23 protein-coding genes are annotated in these 21,894 nt (G+C 50.0%); 14 read left to right on the top strand and 9 right to left on the bottom strand.

Going from position 1 to position 21,894, the window contains the following annotated elements; all coding sequences use genetic code 11:
• The 3 genes from RYZ26_RS10480 to msrB are packed head-to-tail and all read right to left on the bottom strand — an operon-like array spanning position 1 to position 2,859.
• Positions 1-1,161, bottom strand: a complete 1,161-nt coding sequence (locus RYZ26_RS10480) for a murein transglycosylase domain-containing protein (RefSeq protein WP_317683154.1) — start codon at positions 1,159-1,161, stop codon at positions 1-3.
• A complete protein-coding gene (locus RYZ26_RS10475) occupies positions 1,158-2,450 on the bottom strand; it encodes an MATE family efflux transporter (protein WP_317683153.1) in 1,293 nt (430 codons plus the stop codon). Before RYZ26_RS10475 ends, RYZ26_RS10480 begins: the two co-directional genes overlap by 4 nt.
• A 13-nt stretch (positions 2,451-2,463) precedes the next feature.
• The gene (gene msrB, locus RYZ26_RS10470) at positions 2,464-2,859 is read right to left on the bottom strand and encodes a peptide-methionine (R)-S-oxide reductase MsrB (RefSeq protein ID WP_317683152.1); all 396 of its coding nucleotides are present in this window, start codon (positions 2,857-2,859) and stop codon (positions 2,464-2,466) included.
• Positions 2,860-2,953: 94 nt separating this feature from the next.
• Here msrB and RYZ26_RS10465 point away from each other — a divergent pair, with 94 nt between their 5' ends.
• A complete protein-coding gene (locus RYZ26_RS10465; protein ID WP_317683151.1) occupies positions 2,954-4,153 on the top strand; it encodes a GGDEF domain-containing protein in 1,200 nt (399 codons plus the stop codon).
• A 1-nt stretch (position 4,154) separates the two neighbouring features.
• On the opposite strand, the gene RYZ26_RS10460 is transcribed toward RYZ26_RS10465, so the two are convergent.
• The 3 genes from RYZ26_RS10460 to mutY all read right to left on the bottom strand — a co-directional run bounded on the left by RYZ26_RS10460 (position 4,155) and on the right by mutY (position 7,200).
• A complete protein-coding gene (locus RYZ26_RS10460; RefSeq protein WP_317683150.1) occupies positions 4,155-5,240 on the bottom strand; it encodes a caspase family protein in 1,086 nt (361 codons plus the stop codon).
• A complete protein-coding gene (locus RYZ26_RS10455; RefSeq protein WP_317683149.1) occupies positions 5,230-6,075 on the bottom strand; it encodes a hypothetical protein in 846 nt (281 codons plus the stop codon). The genes RYZ26_RS10460 and RYZ26_RS10455 overlap by 11 nt, the downstream gene beginning before the upstream one ends.
• A gap of 84 nt (positions 6,076-6,159) precedes the next feature.
• Positions 6,160-7,200 carry an A/G-specific adenine glycosylase gene (gene mutY / locus RYZ26_RS10450; protein ID WP_317683148.1) on the bottom strand — a complete coding sequence of 347 codons (1,041 nt, stop codon included), beginning with the start codon at positions 7,198-7,200 and terminating at the stop codon, positions 6,160-6,162.
• 68 nt (positions 7,201-7,268) lie between these two features.
• Between mutY and RYZ26_RS10445 the strand changes: the two genes are divergently transcribed.
• The 3 genes from RYZ26_RS10445 to smc all read left to right on the top strand — a co-directional run bounded on the left by RYZ26_RS10445 (position 7,269) and on the right by smc (position 12,428).
• Complete coding sequence (locus RYZ26_RS10445) at positions 7,269-8,198, top strand: DUF721 domain-containing protein (protein WP_317683147.1); 930 nt, start codon at positions 7,269-7,271, stop codon at positions 8,196-8,198.
• Positions 8,199-8,291: 93 nt separating this feature from the next.
• Positions 8,292-8,879, top strand: coding sequence for a DsbA family protein (locus RYZ26_RS10440; protein ID WP_317683146.1), 588 nt, complete (start codon positions 8,292-8,294; stop codon positions 8,877-8,879).
• 87 nt (positions 8,880-8,966) lie between these two features.
• Complete coding sequence (smc, locus tag RYZ26_RS10435) at positions 8,967-12,428, top strand: chromosome segregation protein SMC (protein WP_317683145.1); 3,462 nt, start codon at positions 8,967-8,969, stop codon at positions 12,426-12,428.
• A gap of 89 nt (positions 12,429-12,517) precedes the next feature.
• Here smc and RYZ26_RS10430 read toward each other — a convergent pair whose 3' ends face one another.
• Positions 12,518-12,853: a DUF427 domain-containing protein gene (locus tag RYZ26_RS10430; protein WP_317683144.1), complete on the bottom strand. Its 336-nt coding sequence runs from the start codon at positions 12,851-12,853 to the stop codon at positions 12,518-12,520.
• Between the two features lie 269 nt (positions 12,854-13,122).
• On the opposite strand from RYZ26_RS10430, the gene cysK reads away from it, so the two are divergent.
• The 3 genes from cysK (at position 13,123) to RYZ26_RS10415 (ending at position 14,966) form a co-directional block, all read left to right on the top strand.
• Positions 13,123-14,103 carry a cysteine synthase A gene (gene cysK, locus RYZ26_RS10425; RefSeq protein WP_317683143.1) on the top strand — a complete coding sequence of 327 codons (981 nt, stop codon included), beginning with the start codon at positions 13,123-13,125 and terminating at the stop codon, positions 14,101-14,103.
• A gap of 78 nt (positions 14,104-14,181) precedes the next feature.
• Positions 14,182-14,544 carry a hypothetical protein gene (locus tag RYZ26_RS10420; protein WP_317683142.1) on the top strand — a complete coding sequence of 121 codons (363 nt, stop codon included), beginning with the start codon at positions 14,182-14,184 and terminating at the stop codon, positions 14,542-14,544.
• Between the two features lie 59 nt (positions 14,545-14,603).
• Complete coding sequence (locus RYZ26_RS10415) at positions 14,604-14,966, top strand: hypothetical protein (protein WP_317683141.1); 363 nt, start codon at positions 14,604-14,606, stop codon at positions 14,964-14,966.
• 11 nt (positions 14,967-14,977) lie between these two features.
• Here RYZ26_RS10415 and RYZ26_RS10410 read toward each other — a convergent pair whose 3' ends face one another.
• Entirely contained in the window at positions 14,978-15,436 is a 459-nt protein-coding gene (locus RYZ26_RS10410; RefSeq protein ID WP_317683140.1) for an Lrp/AsnC family transcriptional regulator, read from the bottom strand.
• A 295-nt stretch (positions 15,437-15,731) separates the two neighbouring features.
• Between RYZ26_RS10410 and RYZ26_RS10405 the strand changes: the two genes are divergently transcribed.
• From RYZ26_RS10405 to RYZ26_RS10375, 7 genes are all read left to right on the top strand, one after another.
• Positions 15,732-16,097 (top strand): AtpZ/AtpI family protein, encoded by a 366-nt coding sequence (locus RYZ26_RS10405; protein WP_317683139.1) that lies wholly within the window; start codon positions 15,732-15,734, stop codon positions 16,095-16,097.
• 28 nt (positions 16,098-16,125) lie between these two features.
• Complete coding sequence (locus RYZ26_RS10400) at positions 16,126-16,851, top strand: F0F1 ATP synthase subunit A (RefSeq protein ID WP_317683138.1); 726 nt, start codon at positions 16,126-16,128, stop codon at positions 16,849-16,851.
• A 115-nt stretch (positions 16,852-16,966) separates the two neighbouring features.
• Positions 16,967-17,191: an ATP synthase subunit C family protein gene (locus RYZ26_RS10395; protein WP_317683137.1), complete on the top strand. Its 225-nt coding sequence runs from the start codon at positions 16,967-16,969 to the stop codon at positions 17,189-17,191.
• An 83-nt stretch (positions 17,192-17,274) separates the two neighbouring features.
• Positions 17,275-17,763, top strand: coding sequence for a F0F1 ATP synthase subunit B family protein (locus tag RYZ26_RS10390; RefSeq protein ID WP_317683136.1), 489 nt, complete (start codon positions 17,275-17,277; stop codon positions 17,761-17,763).
• Complete coding sequence (locus RYZ26_RS10385; protein ID WP_317683135.1) at positions 17,763-18,296, top strand: F0F1 ATP synthase subunit B family protein; 534 nt, start codon at positions 17,763-17,765, stop codon at positions 18,294-18,296. The genes RYZ26_RS10390 and RYZ26_RS10385 overlap by 1 nt, the downstream gene beginning before the upstream one ends.
• A 202-nt stretch (positions 18,297-18,498) precedes the next feature.
• Positions 18,499-19,461, top strand: coding sequence for an SLAC1 anion channel family protein (locus tag RYZ26_RS10380; RefSeq protein ID WP_317683134.1), 963 nt, complete (start codon positions 18,499-18,501; stop codon positions 19,459-19,461).
• Positions 19,462-19,486: 25 nt separating this feature from the next.
• A complete protein-coding gene (locus RYZ26_RS10375) occupies positions 19,487-20,083 on the top strand; it encodes a DNA-3-methyladenine glycosylase I (RefSeq protein ID WP_317683133.1) in 597 nt (198 codons plus the stop codon).
• Here RYZ26_RS10375 and RYZ26_RS10370 read toward each other — a convergent pair.
• A complete protein-coding gene (locus tag RYZ26_RS10370) occupies positions 20,080-21,834 on the bottom strand; it encodes a methyl-accepting chemotaxis protein (protein ID WP_317683132.1) in 1,755 nt (584 codons plus the stop codon). The two genes, RYZ26_RS10375 and RYZ26_RS10370, sit on opposite strands and share 4 nt — an antisense overlap.
• Positions 21,835-21,894: the final 60 nt, after the last annotated feature.

Raw genomic sequence — 21,894 nt, 5'->3', positions numbered from 1 at the left:
CTAAACGTAGGCTTTCTTCGCCTTTAACACTTTATCCAGATAGCGTTGGCTTTCCTTGGGCATTTTTGTCTTTAAGCGCTGATAGACCGCAGCCGGGCTGCTTTGGTTTATCAGCGCGAAAGCCTGTTTGCGATCACCATGAAAGCTCCGTAACACATTGCCTGCTCCGCCGTTATAAGCCGCAATCACACAATAATGACGCGATAGCGGGTTGGACACATCCACCAGATAACGGGTCTGCAGGATATGCAGATAGGCACATCCCATGCGGATGTTATTCTTCGCATCAAACAGATATTGCCGGGACGGCGTGCCGGGACGCCCGTGAACAACCTCATGCGCATCACGTCCGGCCGTTTTTGGTACAATCTGCATCAGCCCATAGGCAGGCACCCAACTGACTGCATAGGGATTAAAGTTACTTTCCGTCTTGATGATGGCATAGACCAAAGCCTGTTCGATCTTATACTGGCTGGCATATTGGGAAACCAAGGGGCCATAACGATGCTGGCGCGTGGTGTTATGCGCCCGTTTTAGCGGGAATTCCACAAAGGTTTTGGTGACCGTTGATCCGTCATCCAGCTTAATCGATACCACCTGCTTTTTATGTTTGATCAGATAGTCCGCGTAACGGTTTGCCCGCCATTCCCAGCGGATCGATTTGCCGTCATGGTCCACCACCTGATTATACAAAAACGGCACGCCGCCCAGCTTGACGGATTTATCGGAAAACAGATCAACTGAACTGGGATCATCCGGTGACAAAAGCGTGACCCTGATGGCTTCTTTCAGATGATCCGGTACCAGCGTTTCCACCCGTACGAGCGAATTTTCAAAATCAATGATCCCGCGTGATTTATACTGATCGCCATATTTGACATAGACTTTCTCGCTTGGGGTCGCTGCATTTTCTTCGCCCCAGACTTCCACCACATCGCCCAGGAATTTCTTGGCGAATTCATCCAGCCGTTCAAAGTCCCGAATGATCGTTTTTGGGTTGCGTGCCCAGCTGTAGGCCTTGTTGGTTGCCACATTGCGAACGGCACCGCTTAGTGACCCGCCACGTGCTGCAGCCTCGATCGTGCGCACGATTTCATTGGTGGAACAGGCCGTCAGGGCAGCAGGTAAACATCCGGCCAGAAAGGCCCGTCGGGTGATCATGCAAAAACCTTCTTCTCAATCGATGGAAAGATCATCCCTAAGGTTATAGCGCGCAATCCCATAAAAATGGTAAACGCCGCCCATAATCCATGGTTTCCAAACTGATCAAGCAGGTAAAGGCTTAAGGGGATATAAAGTCCCAATGACAAAACCATCATATTGCGCAACGACTTGGTTTGGGTCAGGCCAAAGAAAATACCGTCCAGCTGGAAGCTCCAGACCGAGACAATCGGCAGCATGATCGCCCAGATCAGATAAGTCTCTGCCGTCATCACAACCGCTTCGATATTACTGAACCAGGAAATGATCAGCTCCCCACCCACAAAATAAACAGCACTGAAGATGAACGCGCACAAGGCCGCGAGCCTGGTTGATTGAACAACGACTTGCTTGAATTCCTTACGGTCCTTCTTGCCCGCCCCATGGCCACTTAAGACCTCGACCGCATGGGCAAACCCATCCAGCGCATAGGATGTAAATTGCTGAAACTGCAACAGGATCGCGTTGGCCGCCAGCGTCACATCGCCAAGCTTTGCCGCTTGCGCGCTGAACCAACCAAAGGCTGTCAGCAAACAGATGGTACGGATAAACAAATCAAGGTTCATCCCCATCAGTTTTTTCATTTCATCCAGACGGAAAATACGTGCGACCTGCCAGGACCCAGACAGACCATTCAAATTCTTTTTCAGGATCAAAAAGCCGATACCAAGGCCGACATATTGCGCAATCACGGTGGCAAGGGCCACACCTTCAACCCCATGCCCCAGGCCCATGACAAACCAGAGGTCCAGCACCACATTGATGATGTTGATGGCAACCTGCTGGATCAGCACCCCTCGCGCATCTTTCTTCGCCAGTATCCAGCCCATCAGCGCATAGTTCATCAGGGCCGCAGGGGCAGACCAGATACGGATATCAAAATATATCTCTGCCAGTCGTTCCACCTCGTCACTGGCTTCAAGAATTTCTTTAGCCGCCAGAAACAGGAAGGACTGGCTGATCCACAACAACAGGGCACCGGATACAGCGATCAAGGCAGCACGGCCAAAAATCGCGCGTGCTTCATCGCCATCACCACGGCCCAGCGCTTGTGCCGCCAGTCCGGTGGTCGACAGCCTTAAAAAGCCGAAGCCCCAATAGATATAATCAAAAATCAGCGCCCCGATGGCAACCGCGCCCAAATAGGCAGCTGTTTCCATATGCCCCATCACAGCCGCATCGACCGCGCCCAGCAATGGAATGGTGATGTTGGACAGGATAATGGGAAAGGCAAGTGCCCAGATATTCACGTTCGTTTAAAGCTCAGTCTTCATCGAGATCGAGGGAGAGGGAATTGATACAGTAACGCAAACCCGTTGGCGCCGGACCATCAGGGAAGACATGCCCCAGATGCGTATCACATTTGGAACAATGAACTTCGGTGCGGATCATCCCATGGGTTTCATCGCGGTGTTCTTCCACGCTTTCGCCGTTCATCGGTTCAAAAAAACTTGGCCAGCCACTGCCGGAATCATATTTTGTTTCAGACCGGAACAACGGTTCACCGCAACCCGCGCACTTATAGGTGCCGATGGTTTTGGCATCCCAATATTTCCCGGTAAAGGCCCGCTCTGTACCTTGTTGACGACAGACAACATAGGCTTCCGGGCTCAGCTGTTCACGCCATTCTTCATCGGTCTTTTTGATTTTATCGCTCATTTCAATGCTCCTTGCTGAGAAGATACTTATGGTGTTTTTACCATTTGGCAACCTTAAAGGGGTCTAATGGGCGAAAACAAAAGGACACAATGTCGTGATACTCAGCCGTAAACTCTTCAACCTCTTTCCTTTCGCCCTTATGACAGGACTGACTTATTGGCTGTTTATCACCCCGGATGCCCGGGCTTACATCCCTGAAGCCATCCTTGAAACAGCCCCATATGTCATCTGCCTGATCGGCGCTGGATTTGCCTGGTTTTTCAGACGGGGCAATATCGCTATTGCCTTTGGTCTAGGGGCTGCGAGCTATTGCATTTTGGGTGGATTTGCAAATGCAAGGCTGATCATGGTCGGGATCACCATCCTTTTACCTCTAAACATCTGGCTGCTGGCCTTCTGGACAGATCGCGGTGTGATTACGTCGTCCGGTATCCTTAAAATCTGTTTTCTGGCCGCCCAAATCAGCGCGCTGTTTTTCGCAGGCTACGGGGACGGAGGAATTTACGCCAAAGAAATCCTGATGCACCTGTCCTATCAACCACCGTTCTTTGACACGCCCCTGCCCGAGCCGTTCAAGTTCATCAGCCTGTGTCTGTTCGTCCTCTGCTTGATCTGGTTTGCTGTCTTCACCTTGATGAAAGACAATCCAACTGATCCCGCCTGGCTAACCTTCACCTGCAGCATCATCGCCACCCTTTATTTCCCCGAGCAAAAAGCCCTGTTTCTGAATGCCGGGCTTCTGTGTCTAATCTTAGGGGTCGTGCTGGACAGTTATCGCATGGCCTTTATGGATGAACTGACGGGTCTTCCCGGGCGACGTGCGCTGATTTCAGATATGAAAAAGCTAGGTTCAACCTATGTGATCGCCATGGCCGATATTGATCATTTCAAAAAATTCAACGACACCTACGGCCATGATGTGGGTGATCAGGTCCTGCGTATGGTCGCAACCAATCTGTCCAAAGTCACAGGCGGTGGCAAGGCATACCGGTATGGCGGGGAAGAATTCACCATTGTGTTCCCGGGCCGAAACGTTGATCACGCCCTTGACCACCTGGAACGGGTGCGCGAACGGGTAGAAAAAGCATCCTTCAAACTGCGCGCAGCGGATCGCCCCAAAAAGAAACCGAAGAAAAACGCCAAATCATCAGGGGCCACGGTTGTCAGGGTCACCAGCAGCTTTGGCGCAGCGGAAAGATCATCCAGCGCAAAAGACCCGATGGCAGTCATGAAACAGGCCGACCAGGCGCTATATCGCGCCAAAAAGGCCGGGCGTAATCAGGTATCCAGTTAACTTAACGATCACGACGCAGGAAAACAAAATCCCCACCTACGTCGTGGCCTGCAAAACGAATATTGGAATATTGCGGGGTCTGGCGCGCATTTAACAAAACCTGCTTTCTGACATCGCCAAACAATTGGGTGCCGTCCATCATCCCGGCATTTTCCTGCAGGCTTTTCAAGAACGCATGGGCAAAAACGGAATGTTTGCCCCCTCCCTGATCGCTGACAGGTTCCAAAGCGCCAGATGACAGAACTGTGCGTGATTTTCGCCCGATCAATGTTTCAAGATAGCCACTGGGTCGTTCCGTCAGTTTCAGCCCCCGCGTCCCGGCGACTTTATTGTCAATTGACCGCGTCAAGGTCCCGGCATAACAGCTATCGGCCACGACCATCACATGTTTGGCTTTTAACGCTTTCAGCGTATCGGTCACATCCGCATTGGACACCCAGCGCGAACGAGTGTTTTTATCAGCATCGACCGGAAGCCAGTAACCACGTTCACTTTCTTCATCCAGCCACCCATGACCTGCATAATAGATCAGCAAATTATCTTCTTTTTTCAGAATTTTGCGATATTCATCAAGTGCAGAGATAATCTGATCCCGGCTGGCATTGACCAGACTGGTCACTGAAAACCCATAAGATCGTTTCAGTACACGTGCGACCTCTTTCGCATCCCCAATGGCAGTCTTCAGATTATCCAGATGGGGATATCGGTTGTTGCCAATCACCAGGGCATAATAGCGCCCAAAACTCATCCCTTTGGATTTCACCATCTTTGCGTTGCGTTTAATCAGCGGAATTGTTTTAACCTGTTCGCGCACAGCCTGTTTTTGTGCGGGTCGTTTGGGTAATGTTTTTACAGCGCCCGGCAAAGTTTGATTGGGTCCGGGCAGCTGTGGCAAAGTCTGATTGTTGGTTTTAACGTTCTTATCTGATTTTAACGCAGGCGCGGCCTTGGGCAGGGACTTAACTTCACCTTCACATCCCTTGCCGCCATACTGACACCATAAATCCATAAAGCTGCTTTCGGCCCGAACATCCGTGCTCAGGCTCAGACATAAAACAGCAAGATAACAGACCGTCCTAACCACCATTCAACAGCTCAGCTTTTTTCTTTTCATAATCATCATCGGAAAGACCAAAGACAATATACATGGTTTCATTCCCCGTTGTTGCCTTTGCCGTACCATACGTTCTGCCCTGACGCATACCATCAACCTGAAAATCGCCCTCGCCTTTCATCGCCCCATTGAAGCAGGATAAAGAAAAATCACCAGACATGGTCAGCATATTGACACTATGTTTGCCATCACAAATCAATCGCCCTTCCTCATTATAGAAAGAGATGGGCAGGTCTTTGCCTATAGAACCATCATATTTAATAAACCCCTGAATTTCTTTGCCCTGCGTCTGTCCGTTTTCAACAATCATAGCCACAGCAGGTAAAGAGGAGCGATAGCTCATACGATCAGGATCAACAAAAACAACATCATTATAAGCAGTTACCTGACAGCCGCATTTAATATCCAATGCTTTACCAAGCTTTTCCACATTACCCAGACACTGTTGCAATGTTTTTTGAATAGCAAGATCAGCACTTTCTACCCCATACCAGCCTGCTCTCATTCCACAACGTTCAGGAAACCCATACGCAATTACCTTATGCTTCCGGCTCTGTGGCCATCTTCTGTAAAACCCTGGACCATGAGTGAATAAACTATATTCGGCTATCGCAACATTACTATTGGCAAGGGAGGCGGCAGACATCGCCTTCGTCGCTGCATTTGACAAACTATCACCCGGATAAACCACAATCGGTTCAGCATAGGACCTTTTCATCATGCCCGATTGCTGGATAGGGGAAGGTCGCCCGCCCGCACAAGCCGTCAAAAGGAAAACAATACCCAACGTTACGATTGCATTTCTCATGCACCCTATCCCCTTCATCAATCAAACCGATATATTTTTAGCATAACCAGCAGGCAATACAATTTTTAATGCGCAAGTCGGCCCTTAACTCTCTATGGCAAGCTTAGAGACTTTTTTCATCAAGGTCGGCAGGGCATGATCTTTCAAATCTTCAATCCGGACCCACTGACCGTTCACAGGGGGATTGCCCTGCACCCGCCCGACCAGAGGGTTCAGTTCCAGATGGAAATGAGTAAAGGTATGTTTGACCAGACCTTCCTTGCGTTTCCACAACGCGTCCGCCGGGGCCTGACGCAGCGCAGTTTTCTGATCCACCAGATTTTCAATCCAGTCACTGGAAGGGAACTCCATCAACCCACCCAGCAAACCTTTTTCCGGGCGTTTTCTCAACAACACCGCCCCATCTGCACGGGTCAGCCAAAAAACATACGCTTTCTTTGTTGGTTTTGGTTTCTTGGGTTCTTTTCTGGGATAATCAGTTGGTTCGGCCTTCAAGCGTGCTTCACAATCCTTCATCCAGGGACACAAACCACAGGCTGCTTTTTTCGGGGTACAGATGGTTGCCCCCAAATCCATCATGGCTTGCGCGAAATCACCCGCGCGTTCAGTTGGCGTCAGGGTTTGGGCCAGTTCGGTCAGTTCTTTCTTGGCTTTGGGCAGGGTTTCTTCCACCTTGAACAGGCGAGAGATCACCCGTTCCACATTGCCATCCACCGGCGTCGCCTTCAGCCCGAATGCGATAGAGGCCACAGCGGCTGCGGTATAAGGACCGATCCCCGGCAAATCCAGAAGCTTCTTTTCACTTTCCGGGAAGCGTCCGTTGTGATCGCGCGTCACCACCTGTGCGCATTTATGCAGATTGCGCGCACGGGCATAATATCCCAGTCCCTGCCAGGCATGCAGGACTTCATCCAGTTCAGCGCCTGCCAAATCCTGTACGGTAGGCCATTTTTCAAGAAAAGCTTTGTAATAGGATTTCACGGTCGCAACGGTGGTTTGCTGCAACATGATCTCACTCATCCAGACTTTATAAGGATCAGCCTTCTTGCCCGGAACCATCCGCCAAGGCAGATCGCGGCGTTCGCGATCATACCAGTCCAATAATTGTGCAGCACGCGTTGACATGAACTTCTTTCGTGTGTTTTTAACAGGTAAGGAGTATGCTTTGTGCATTCAGAATTCAAGGGCCTTTCATGAACCAGACCATCGAAGATTTCCTCAACAGAGAAGAAGGACGCAGAAATCGCAGCCTGTCCAAGCGCTTTCGCACTTGGTTGTTTTCTGAAAAAGCCCGCCTTCACGCCCAAAAACTGGAACGCTGCCTCGCCAAAGCTGGCAATGAGCATAAAGCCAGCCTGATTTTGCGCCAATGTGAGGAAGCCTATAAAACCGATGATGCGTACCGCAAACAGGACAACAAACGCAAAAAATCCTTAAAACAGTTTCGCGATGCGTTTGATAACTGGCTTAGAACAGATCGTGGCAAACCTTATCTGGATCAAATTCTGGAAACCACAACAGATACGGACAAAGAGATTGCGCGTGAAGATGCTGAAAAAGCCTTTGCACGCGCCAATCCACATTTGCTGCCTGAAGATTACCGCGATACTTCCAAAACCCGTATCCGCCCGGTACGCCATGCCCGCACCAAAGGCGTCGAAGATTTAAGCTTTGATGTGATTGAACCAGGCCTGAACCAGTTGGGTCTGGTTGGGGCGTCCATCGTTCGCAACTGGGAAGAAATTGTCGGGTCCGCCCTGGCTAAAAACACGCAGGCCGAACGGGTCACCTTCCCGCCCAAGGCGCGCAACAACGGGACCCTTTATGTCAAGGTACGTGCAGGCTTCAACACCATCATTCAACACCATACCCAGCAGATCATTTTCCGCATTAACAGTCACTTTGGTTTTTCGGCCGTTTCTGAAATTCGCATATCTAAACGTTTCTATGAAGATTTCGACAGTACGGGTAATCGGGCAGCGCGCAAGGTCATGGCCGCGCGCATTACACCAGCGGCTGAACTCTCCCCCAACATCAAAAAAATGATTGCCAATATCAGCGATCCGGACCTGCGCGCCGCTTTTGAAGGTCTCGGCAAGGTCATAAAAGGGCGCAACGGGTAAACTTTTTGTGATCAGATCACCCTTTTCTTGCCACAATCGGCCTCTAGCTTCTCCATAACTGAAGTAATTATCACACAGTCTGGAGCTTTCCACGTGAAGAAATTTGTCCGTTTTATCGCCCTCACCGTCGCTATGATCGGTGCATCCTTTGCTGCACAAGCCGAAATGGAATACGAGGAACGCGTCCTTGGTGATCCCAATGCGCCTGTCACCATGATCGAATATGCGTCCATGACCTGCCCGCATTGTGCTTCTTTCCACATTGAAACCCTGCCACAAATCAAAAAAGATTTTATTGATACGGGCAAGGTGAAGATGATTTTCCGTGATTTCCCATTTGATCGGGTTGGGGCAACTGCAGCTTTGATTTCACGTTGTGTTGCGCCCGAACGTTACAATGGATTTGTTGACCTTCTGATGAAGCAGCAATCCAAATGGGCACGTTCCGTCACCCCACTCGCCGATATTACCCGTCTGGCGAAACTGGCTGGCCTGTCTCAAGAAAAGGTCGATTCGTGCCTGGAAAACACCAAGTTGCTGGATAAAATCATCTCTGTGCGCAAAGAAGCCATGGATAACTATAAAATCCAGTCCACTCCAAGCTTCGTCATCAATGACGAGGTTGTCGTAGGTGGCGGCGATTATGAGAAATTCAAAAACATCATCGAAAGCAAGCTGTAAGCCACTTTCACAAGTTTGGATTTGCCTATCTGAAAACGGCCTCGTATATTCGGGGTCGTTTTTCTTTTTGGGACAGGTCATCCGCCCTTGATTCAGTTCAAGAAACTTCGCTTAACAGGGTTCAAGTCCTTCGTGGACCATTCCGAGCTTCTGATCAATACCGGTTTGACCGGTGTGGTCGGACCAAACGGCTGTGGAAAATCCAATCTTGTTGAAGCGCTGCGTTGGGTGATGGGGGAAACATCGGCCAAGCAAATGCGCGGCGGAGAAATGGATGACGTAATCTTTGCAGGCTCCGGCAACCGCCCGGCCCGTAATGTGGCCGAAGTCGCCCTGCTGCTGGATAATGCAGAACGCACAGCCCCGGCCCTTTTTAATGACGACGCCGAACTGCAGGTCACCCGCCGGATTGAACGATCCAAAGGGTCAAACTACAAAGTTAACGGTCAGGATGTGCGCGCGCGTGATGTCCAGCTTCTCTTTGCTGACGCAGCGACCGGGGCGCGCTCCACCGCCATGGTTTCCCAAGGCAAGATCGGGCAGATCATTAGCGCGAAACCTCAAGCACGGCGCATGATTCTGGAAGAAGCCGCCGGGATCACGGGACTACATTCACGCCGTCACGAAGCTGAACTGCGCCTTCGCGGGGCAGAAACCAACCTTGGGCGCCTGGATGACGTGCTGGTCACACTGGAAGCCCAGCATAAAAACCTGCAAAAACAAGCCCGTCAGGCCAGCCGATACAAAACAATCTCGGACCGTATCCGAAAAGCTGAAAGCCTGCTGTTCCATATGCGATGGGGCAATGCACTGGATGAACTGGACGGGGCACGCAAAGCTTTCAAGGAAGCTGAGAAACGCGTGAATGACTTAACGTCACGTGCCGCCGAAGCCTCCAAAGTTCAGGCTGAAGCCTCCACCCATCTGCCTGCCCTTCGTGAAGCCGAAGTGGCAGCAGCAGCCGAACTGCACCGCCTGTCCATTGCGCGCGAACAGTTGGATAACGAAGAAAAACGCCTGGGTGATGCGAAGGCAGAACTGACCCGACGCATCGATCAGGCGACACAGGATCTGGAACGCGAAAACGACTTTTCCAAAGATGCCGAAGCAGCGCATCGCCGCTTGGAAAATGAACGTGAAAATATTCAGGTTCAGGGCGAAGATGATGAGATGCTGCGCGAAGAAGCCCTTGAACGTCTGGAAATGATCAAGGAAGAAGTCTCTGATCGTGAAGAACGTTTGACAGCACTGACCGAAGAAGTCGCGCAAAGTGATGCCAAACGCAACAGTCTGCAAAACCGCATCAACGAACTGGATCGCCAGCTTCAGAAACTGCAAACCCGAAAGGCGGAACTGGCAGATCAGAAAACTGAACTGGAAGCCACCCGCGTTGATGAAGACGAACTGATGGAAGCCGAAGCCCTGTTGGAAGAGATGATGGAACGTCAGCTTCAACAGAGCGAAGCCATTGAAGAAGCTGAACAAACCCGCCTGCGCGCCCGCGAGGCTGTGCAAAGTGCGCTTGAATATGTCCGCGAAAACGAAGCCATCATCGCCAAGCTGGAAGCCGAAGAAGACGCGTTAGCCGAACTGCTGGACCCCAAAGAAAATGACGAAGGCCAGCCCATTCTGGATGAAGTCAGCGTGGAAGCTGGCTTTGAAGCCGCCCTTGGGTCCGCCCTAGGCGATGATTTGTCAGCCCCGCGTGATAAAGAAGCAGCTGTTCATTGGAAAGGCTTGCCACCACTGGATCAACCGCTTGATCTGCCGGGTGGAACCAAATCATTGGCAAGCATGGCCCAAGGCCCGGCGGAACTGACCCGGCGTCTTTCGCAAATTGCCGTGGTCGATACACCGGATGAAGCCGCCAGCCTGCAAAGCCAGCTGAAACAAGGCCAGCGTCTGGTCAGTCTTGAAGGCGGCATGTGGCGATGGGACGGTTTTGTCACCGCCCCCGGTGCCCCAAGTGCGGCGGCCATTCGTCTAAAACAGAAAAACCGACTGGCGGAAATCCGCGAACTTTGGGAAGAAGCGCGTGTTAAAACCGATGAAGCAGAAGAACGTCTGGAACAGGCCAAGGCCCTAGAAACACAGGCGGATGAAAACGAAAAGAATATCCGCGAAGACCTGCGCCTGACCAATTCCCAGATAGAAACTGCACGCAGCCAGCTTTCCACACTTAAAAACCAAATCACCACGCTGGAAGCCAAGCTGGAAACCCTGAATGAAACGCTGGAACAGGTTTCACAGGAAAGCGAAGATGTCGCAGAAAACCTGATGGAAGCCAAAACAGAACTGGAAGAACTGCCACAGGGTGATCAGGGGCGTGAACAACTGGCTATCTTGCGTGAAGAACTGGCTGATAAACGCAATCTTTTGATGGATCATCAGTCTGCCTTTGAACGCATCAAACGGGACGGCGAAAACCGACAGCGCCGCCTGAATGAAATCGCCGAAGAACTAACATCGTGGAAAAACCGATCTGAACGCGCCAGAAACCACATTCAGGACCTGACAGAACGACGCGAAAATCTGCTGGAAGAACTGGAAACGCTGGCCGAAGCCCCGGAAGAGATTGAAGGCAAACGCCAAAGATTGTTTGAAGGCATCGAACGCGCTGAAGAAAAACGCAAGCTTTGTTCAGACAAACTGGCCGAAGCGGAAATGCACCTGCGCGATGTGGATGCCCATACCCGTCAGGCCGAAGCCGAACTGGCAACCTGCCGCGAAGAACGCGTGCGCTTTGAAGCCCACGTCACCCAAGGCAAACAACTGTGTATGGCCTTGGCTGAACGTATCCGCGATCGTCTGGACTGCAAACCCGAAGAACTGGCTGAAATGGCAGAAATTGATGAAGGTTCTGAACTGCCGGACCTTGAAACAGCGGAAAAACGTGTGGATCGACTGCTGCGTGAACGCGACACCATGGGTCCGGTCAACCTGCGCGCAGAAACAGAACTGGAAGAACTCAACGAACAGGTTGAGACCATGAATTCAGAACGTGATGATCTGTTAAAAGCCATTGATAAGCTGCGCCAGGGAATTAACGAGCTTAACCGGGAAGGGCGCGAACGCCTGCTGACGTCGTTTAACGAAGTGAACCAGCATTTCGAAGATTTGTTCATCCGCCTGTTTGGGGGTGGGCAGGCGCATTTGGAACTGATCGAAGATGACGACCCGCTTCAGGCTGGCCTTGAGATCATGGCCTCCCCACCCGGCAAACGCATGCAAATCCTTTCCCTTCTTTCCGGTGGGGAACAGGCTTTGACAGCGCTTGCTTTGTTGTTCGGTGTATTCCTGACCAACCCTGCGCCCATCTGCGTGCTTGATGAGGTTGACGCCCCGCTTGATGATGCCAACGTGGACCGTTTCTGTACCATGCTGGAAGAAATGTCCGCCAACGGGTCCACTCGCTTCCTCATCATCACCCACCACCGTATGACCATGGCGCGTATGCACCGCTTGTTCGGGGTGACCATGACAGAACGCGGGGTTTCCCAGCTCGTCTCGGTTGATTTGCAGAAAGCGGAAGAACTGGTGGATAGTTAGTTCACCCTCACCGTCACCCCTGCGTAGGCAGGGGTCTCATGGATACATGGAAGATTCCTGCCTCCGCAGGAATGACAGTGGAAGAAAAATTAAGCCACCTTCACCACAAAATTATAGAAGGCCACATAGCCTTTGATCCCGGCAGCGGCTTCCTGTGTGGGTTCCTCATAAGCCCAGGCCGCATTTTCAGACTCTTTGCCATTCAGGGCAATTGTCCAGTAAGACGCATCCCCCTTGCGTGGGCAGTGGGTGGATTTATCGGTCTGGGTCAACAAATCCATGCGGATATCTTCTTTGGGGAAATAGACCACAGGCTTGAACGCCCCTTCGGTCAGATTTACCGCTTTGTTTGATTTGGCGATCACTTCCCCGTTGAAGGTTGCAGTAACGGTTTTGCCCACAGGCTCGATAACGACTTCACTCATAATTTTGTTCCTTGGTAAAAAAAATCTGTTGAAGCCAATGTAGGGAGCAACAGGCCATTTTGCCAATCCACGAAACTTCACATTATTGTGAGGAGATTGAGCATTATCATTGCCCTGCCATTTTTGTGAGAATTTTTATCTAGAATTAGTCAATTTTATAAAAATATTTTTACTATTTTCACCATAATTGGGCAAAATTCAAAATCATTTTTCAGCCATTATGCGTCATTCTATTCTCAAGTTCAAAACACGAAATTTGAGGAAGCCCCATGACACATTTTGATGCACACCCCCAAAAATCATCCTCCATGATTGGTCGCGGCAGAGTCTTTGACAATATCCTGCAGACTGTGGGCAACACGCCAATTGTCCGTCTGGAACGTCTCTGTGCCAATCACGGTGCCATGGCAGAAATCCTCGCGAAGATCGAAAGTTTCAACCCGTGCAATTCCATCAAGGACCGCAGCGCGCTTGCCATGATCGAAGGCATGGAAGCTGAAGGCAGGATCAAGCCAGAGACGGAAATCATCGAAGCCACATCCGGCAACAATGGTGTGGCCTGTGCCTGGGCGTGCGCCATGAAAAACATTCCCCTGACCATCTGTATCCCGGAACATATGTCCATTGAACGACGCAAGATGATGGCCCTGTTTGGGGCAAATGTGGTGCTGACCAAAAAAGAACTGGGCACGAAGGGAGCGATTGATAAAGCCAAGGAACTACTGAGCCAGAATGAAAACGCATTGATGCTGGGACAGTTTGAAAATCCGGCCAATCCAAATATTCACGCAAACACCACTGCCGAAGAAATATGGAACGACACCAACGGTCAGTTTGATGTGGTCGTGGCCGGAATCGGCACCGGCGGTACTTTTTCCGGACTTGCCAAACTGTTTAAATCACGCAATCCAGATGTCAAAATGATCGCGGTGGAACCTGCCTCCTGCCCGGTCTTATCCAAAGGCGAAGCCGGGGTTCACAAAATCCAGGGCCTCAGTTCCGGCCATGTGCCAGATGTCCTGCGCACCGACCTGATTGACGAAATTATCACCGTTGAAAATGAAACGGCCATTGAAATGGCACGCACCGTTGCACGCGATGAGGCCATTGCTGTTGGCATCTCTTCGGGGGCCGCGGCCTGGACAAGCCTACAGGTCGCCAAACGCGAAGACATGAAAGGCAAACGCATCGTCACCGTCTTTGCCGATTTCGCTGAACGTTATATCTCCACCGACCTGTTTGATTTTTGATGTTCTCCCCGGCTTGACGCCGGGGATTTTTTTGCCTGATCCTTTCATACCTTCTACATCAAAGAGAAGGAGTGAATAATGACAAATTACTTTGGAAAACTAGGTACAAACGAGGCAAAAATTCTTGAGCAATTCAATCCAACAATTATGAAATATATCAAGGCACAGAATTCGGCAGATGTAGATTTGTTTATTTCCTTGTTTGACGATAAGCATCAGCCCCTTTTGAACCCGGCCGCTTTTCACGAGTCTCAGACAAAACTGAAGACCGATCTGGGTCGCATCATTCAGACCTCTTTTCTCTGCAGCATCAGGAAAAAGGGAGATCCATGGCTGCTCTATAAGGTCGATTTCGACAAGTCTGAAGACGACCATATCCTCACAGTCATTATCAACGACGATGATCGTGACTGGCGTATCAAGGGCGTTTGGATCAGTTAACTATTGAAACCGCATGCCAAACCTTTCATAACGGGCTTAACAGATGAAAGGAAACACCCATGGATAATTATTTTGGCAAACTTGGCAAAGACCCGGTTGCAGCACTGGCGAAAGCGACCCCCATCGTTGATGGCATTCTAAAGGCACAGGACGAGGGCGATTATGAGGGTTTTTGTTCTTTCTTTGAAGGCCCCCTGGCGCAGAATGTTACCAAGGATGACTTCCACAAGAATCAACAGAATATTGCCAGAACCATGGGCACGCTGAAAGAAAAGCAGTTTGTAACCTCCATGAAACGCCAGGGATTGCTGGGCCTTGTCTACAAATGCAAATTCACCGGCACGGATGATGACTTCATCATCACCATTACGCTGAACGACAGCTCCGACCCGTTAAAAGCCACAGGCATCTGGATCAGCTAAGGCTCCGTGCCTTAGACATAATCAAGCGGCAGCTCGGTGGTGCATTTAATCTGTTCCATCGCAAAGGATGACGATACATCACTGAGCTCTACTTTTTGAATGAGCCGTTTATAAACACGGTCAAAGGCCTGAATATCAGGCACGACAATCTTCAAGAGATAGTCCACATCGCCACTCATGCGATAAAACTCCACCACTTCATCAATGGATGACACGGCTTCTGAAAATGTCTTGAACCAGTCAAGGTCGTGATGGCGCGTCTTCACCGCCACAAAAACTGTGGTATTCAGGTTCAGTGCTTTCTCATCCAGCAAGGCAACACGGCGTTTCAGAACCCCTTCTTTTTCCAGATTCTGTATCCGACGCCAGCACGGTGTGGTCGATAGATTCACCCGTTCCGCCACCTCGGACACCGACAGAGAGGAATCCCTCTGCAGAATGCGTAAAATTTTCTTATCCGTCTCATCCATGAGTATAATTTTCTTTCATTAAACCTAAATTGAAAAAAATATATCATGCCCTTTTCGGAATCTCAAAACCCCGTTTATACCCATTTTTACCGATTCCCCTACCCCGTTACCGCAAGGTGAGTGGTATTTCCACTTTTTCACATTTAAAATCAATGGCTTAAAAGGTGTTTTTCGGGCCTTGACAGGAAGGGTGCGCATATATATGTTGCGACGCACATTCGGCTTATGTGCCGAGAAGTGGGGGAAACGGTTGTTCTCTCTCATTTTTATCCCCTAATTTCTTGGGATTTTGATGATGAGTGATGAAAATAATCGTTCCGAACTAGACGAGTTCGATACCCGGCTGAAGAAGGCGCAAGAAACTTCTACAGCTCCACGTGGTTTGAAGGTGAAAACCAACGAACCGCCTAAAGGGTTTGGACTGGCCATTCGCTGTGGGGCGGACCTTGTTGCAGGGATCGCGGTCGGCGTTGGCATAGGGTATGCGTTGGACAATCATGTGTTCGACACAAAGCCCTGGTTGATGGTCTTGTTTTTCTTCTTGGGTGCTGCGGCTGGAATTATGAACGTTTTTCGTACCGTTCAGGGCCTCGGAATGGCTGCCGGCTATAAAGAGGACTACCTTGAACGCAAGAATAAAGACGATAATTTAAAGGGTTAGCCCATTTTTGGGCAAAGATGAGGGCACTGTGTCAAATAATCCGCTACATCAGTTTACGATCACAGAGATCGTGCCGGTTGAGATCGCTGGCATCAACGCTTCTTTCACAAACTCTGCTATTGTAATGGTTGCGACCGTTGCGGTTGTCAGCATTTTCCTGATCATGGGCATGGGCGGTCGCTCTTTGGTCCCAGGTCGCTGGCAGTCAATGGCAGAACTGACTTATTCGTTCATCGCGGATATGGTCCGAGATAACGTAGGCAACGAAGGCCGCAAATACTTCCCGATCGTTTTCTCCCTCTTCATGTTTATTCTGGTTGGCAACCTTCTTGGTCTGCTGCCTTACAGCTTCACCTTCACTTCACACGTTGCCGTGACATTTACACTGGCAATGGCTGTGTTCATCGGTGTGACGCTGATCGGTATCGCGCGCCACGGTCTGCACTTTTTCTCGTTCTTCGTACCGAGTGGTGTACCGGCTGTGATGCTGCCGCTTCTGGTGCCGATTGAAATCATTTCTTACCTGTCTCGTCCGGTTTCCCTGTCCATTCGTTTGTTTGCGAACATGACAGCCGGTCACACAATGATGAAAGTATTCGCTTCTTTCGTCGTGCCGCTTGGCGTATTCGGTATCCTGCCGTTTGCTGTTGACGTTGCGCTGACAGGTTTCGAGTTTTTGGTGGCGTTCTTGCAGGCTTACGTATTTGCCGTACTGACTTGCATCTACCTGAACGACTCCATCCACCTGCACTAAGCTTAAGCAACTTAGTATAGGTTTTCGCAAGACTGGTGAGCTGTTGACTTCAGGTAATGTCGAAGCTCGGCTCACACGGTCTTTCATTTTTACTTTTCATATAGGACTTAGATCTATGGAACTCGCTGCTGCTAAAATGATCGGTGCTGGTCTGGCTGTTATTGGCCTTTCTGGTGTTGGTGCTGGTATTGGTAACATCTTCTCTTCACTTATCGGCTCTGTTGCTCGCAACCCTGCTGCTAAATCTCAAGTATTCGGCCTGGCTATGCTTGGCTTCGCACTTGTTGAAGCGGTTGCTCTGTACGCACTGCTCATCTCTTTCCTTATCCTCTTCACCTAAGAAGTCGATAATCTAAGTTTTCAAGGGTCACTGACCTTTTCGTTTCAGTGACCTTTTGAACTTTCTTAAGGAAGGAGCGCAATATGCCACAGTTAGATGTGACCACATTTGCCCCGCAAATTGTATGGTTGGTCATCACCTTCTTAGCGATGTATTTCATCATGGCTAAGGTGGCGCTGCCGCGCATTGCTCAGGTTCTGGACGAGCGTCAAACACGTATCGACGATAACCTGGCAAAAGCTGCTGCTTTGAAACAAGAAGCAGAAGATGCTGCTGCTGCTTATGAAAGCTCTTTGGCTGAAGCACGTTCTAAAGCACAGGAAGAGGTGAAAGCCGTTCTTGATGCTGCAAACGCTGAACAGGCTAAAAAGCAGGATGAGCTGGCTGCCAAACTCAATAAAGAGTTGGAAGCCGCTGAAGCACGTATCGCGGAAGCAAAAGACAAGGCGCTCGCTAACATCAAAGAGGTTTCTGGCGAAGTTGCGAAAGCAACCGTTGAAAAACTTTCTGGTGTTGCTGTCGATGATGCAGCGGTTGACGCCGCTGTTGCTAAAGCAATGGAGACAAACTAATGATTTCTGTCGCACACGCCGCATCCGGCGCAGGCGCTGAAGGTAGTTTCTATACAGACCCGACTTTCTGGGTTGCTTTGGCCTTCATCATTCTGATCGTTGCTGTTGCCAAACCGGTTGGGCGTATGCTCGCCACGGCACTGGACGATCGCGCCGAAACGATTAAAGCACAGCTGGACGAAGCTGAAAAACTTCGTGAAGAAGCACAGGAAATGCTGGCTTCTTACAAACGCAAGCAACAGGAAGCAGAAGAAGAAGCTGCTAAAATCCTGCAGCGTGCGAAAGACGAAGCAGCTCGCCTGGAAGCTAAGTCGAAAGACGATCTGGCGAACGCACTGACGCGTCGTGAAGCCGCTGCTACAGCTCGTATTGCACAAGCTGAAGCCGCCGCTGTCGCTGAAGTACAGGCTCTTGCAACATCTGTTGCCCTGTCCGCAGCTGAAAAGCTGATGGCAGACAACATTTCTGCACAGAAAGCCAACGCTATGATCGATCGTGCTATTTCTGATTTGTCTGGACAACTCAAAAACTAAGCACATCAATCGACAATCGCGATTAAAAAGGAGTCTCCTTTCCGGGAGGCTCCTTTTTTAGTGGTCGGCTTTCAACGTCATACCTGTAGTTATCTCACAGAAAAGTGATGGATTGATTATTCGCAATGCATGGGTCAATATCATACCTTACATCACTACGACGTAATTTATCGTAAATTTCAGGATGATAAAGAGGCCCCTGATGTCAGAACAATCCGGCTGGCTACAACATTTCCCCATTACCATGTTCGCAACGACCATGGGCCTGTCTGGCCTGTCCATTGCGACTTATGAGATGGGCTGGATGCTGGGCAGCCCGAATGGCACCCTGTTTCAGACCATGGCCTTTGGCACACTGATCATCTATCTAGCCATCCTTGCGACCTACACCCTGAAATCGCTGAAATACCCGCAGGCCGTCCTGTCTGATTGGTCTCACCCCATCAAGATCAGCTTCTTTCCGGCCGCCAGCATTAGCCTGTTGTTATTGGGGGCTGCCTTCTTCCCTATTAACGAAGGACTATCGTTTGTTTTATGGGCAACGGGAACCTTCTTTCAGTTCTTCCTCTCCATGGCGATCATCAACAGCTGGATTGATCATGGGCGCTATGAAATCATCCACAGCACCCCTGCCTGGTTCATCCCTGCCGTTGGAAACATCATCGTCCCCGTGGTCGGTGTCGAACATGCAACGGCAGAACTTTCCTGGTTCTTCTTTGCCTGGGGCATTTTATTCTGGATGATCCTGCTGACCCTGATCATCAACCGCCTGATGTTTCATGCCGCCTTGGCTGACAAACTGCTGCCTACCCTCTTTATCTTGCTGGCTCCCCCCTCCATCGGGTTTGTGTCTTACATCCAATTGACAGGCGAACTCGATATCATGGGACGTTTGATCTATTACTGGGCAGCCTTCTTCTTCTTTCTGTTGCTCAGCCGTATTCACAAGCTGGCGCGCCTGAAATTCTCCATGGCATCCTGGGCCTTCACCTTCCCACTGACGGCCTTTACCAGTGCGACCTTTATCATGAGCAAGCTGACCGAATTGGAATGGTTCAGTTACGCTGCTCAAGCCCTATATCTCGCAACCTTCGCCATCATCTCCTTTTTATTCGTGCGCACCTTGCTTGCACTCTTTAAAGGCAAAGTCTGCCTTCCTGATTAATCCTGTTTAAGAAAGCATCCCCCAAATGACACCCTGCACCTGGGCGACCAAAACCAAACTTGACCTGCAATATCATAACGAAGAATGGGGCGTTCCCGTCTTTGACGATAACAAACATTTTGAAATGATCACGCTGGAAAGCGCGCAATCTGGCCTGAGCTGGACCACGATCCTTGCCAAGCGCGAAGGCTACCGCGAGGTCTTTTTAGGCTTTGATATTGATGCAGTCGCTGCCCTGGATGACAGTGTGATTGAAGACATGCTGCAAAATCCGGCCATCGTGCGTCATCGCCAGAAAATCGCCGCAACATTAAACAATGCGCGTGCCATGCAAAAAGTGCAAAACGAGTTCGGTAGCTTCAATAAATACATCTGGTCCTTCGTCGATTTCGAACCCCTCGACAATAAATGTCAATCCTTGGCCGAGGTCCCTTCCAAAACAGAACTCTCAGACAAGATCAGCAAGGATTTAAAAAAACGCGGTTTCAAGTTTATCGGCACAACGACTGTTTACGCCTATATGCAGGCCGTCGGGATGGTGAACGACCATGTGGTCACCTGTCCGCAGTATCAAAAGACATGCGAATTGCAAAAACAGGTGATTAATCACAAACAGACCTAATAGTCGTCAACTTTTTGCGGAATATAGGCCAAACGTAATCCACCCCAATGGCGCCCTTTCACATAGATTGGGGCAGAGGCATCGATCATCAAAACAGCTTCCCCACCACCCATTTTGCGGCGATAGGTCTGAACCAGAAAATCTTTTTCATTCTGCCCGGCATGTAAGCCCACACGGTCATCAAAGATGCGACGGTTGCGGCAATGGGCTTCATTCCAGACCGGATCATCAGTTTGAGGTTGCGAGAATTTATTGTTATGGGTCGGAAGATACCCTTGGGTATTCACACAGGCACAGAAAACAACATTGTCTCTGAATGCCAGACCTGTTTCCTGAATATCCGGCAGGATCTGATCGCAGAATTCGGTATATTTGGTCATCAATTGCGTTGGGTTACTACCTGGAATTTCCTGATAATTCTCGTTAAACAAATCAGCCTGACTGATCACCCCATCATCAACCGCATTGTCAAACGCAGCACTGACTTTTTGGGCCGCCTTTACCGCAAAATCCACATAGGGTTTATGTTCGGTTTCAACGCCTGTTTCTGCCGTCAGCATGATCAGTTTTTCACCGGTCAGCATCAAGTCATCCAGACGTTCGGTTGCACTTTCAATCACGCCATTAAATTCCCCCAGGCCATCCACAGCCTGATTGATCTCATGGATCAGGGAACTGGATTGAGAACTGATTTCGGTTGCATCCCCATTGATATAGGACATGCGATCCACAAAGCCTTTGATGGATCCTTCAATGGATGAAATTGTGCTACCGATGGATGATGTGCTTTCCCCCACGGTGGTGGAAAGCGCGACACTTTGGTCCCCCTGTTCAATCAGTTTTTCAGCCGTTACATTCAGATCATCCAGCGTTTTATCAATTTCTTCGGTGGCCACGCTTGTCTGATGGGCCAATTCCTTAACCTCGCTTGCCACCACCGCAAAGCCTTTGCCCGCATCACCTGCGCGCGCTGCTTCAATCGTCGCGTTTAGGGCCAGAAGGTTTGTCTTGCTGGCAATTTTTTGAATGCCGGATGCCACCTCCCCCACCTGTTCAAGGGCGGATTGCAGATCAATCAGCAAGGCTTTGCCTTCAGACACCATATTGGCCAAATTTTCAATTTGGCCTAAGGCCCCATTGATGGTTTCGCGTGAAGATTCGGCCTCATGCGCGGCGGCTTCGGCACTTTCAAGGGTTTCACCCACCGACTGCACAATGCTTTCATTGCTTTTGGATGTACTTTGAATGCCTGTTTGAAGGTCAGACAGCAATTGGTCCTGATTAGACACTTTGCCACGCACATCTTCCAGCGATCCGCCAACTTCAACAATTTTGATACCCAGAACGGAAGCCTGGGTTGCAAATTCACCCACAACTTCTTTTTCGACTTCCTGAGCCTTCAACATGGATTGCACACAGTATTTCACCACACGTGCGATGGAGGTCACTTCGTTTAACGGCCCTGCGATCCCCAGATTAATAACCCGTTGGCCCATGATATCAATGGCACTATTGTAGCCTTCCAGCATACCTTCGGATGCGGCAGCTTCTTCTGCTGTGACACTGATATCATCGACCTCGCCGGACATGACTTTGGCGGCACCGGCATGGATGGCACCAACACGTTCTCGTACACTGGAAGCAACAATGACCCCATCTTTCCCCATAAAGGAACAGATATAGCCAAGTTCGGCGGCTAAAATTTCGCAAAGTCCCTGCCCAAACTGGGCATCAAATTCAATCTCACGCATGTGACAAACACACCTCATCTTTTGAACACGAGAATCCCCATTACCGTCTTCAAAAAGCTT

This window comes from Terasakiella sediminum (genome assembly GCF_033100395.1).
Lineage (GTDB): Bacteria > Pseudomonadota > Alphaproteobacteria > Rhodospirillales > Terasakiellaceae > Terasakiella.
Note: the sequence above shows the minus strand (reverse complement) of the source record. Positions and strands in the feature narration are given on the sequence as shown.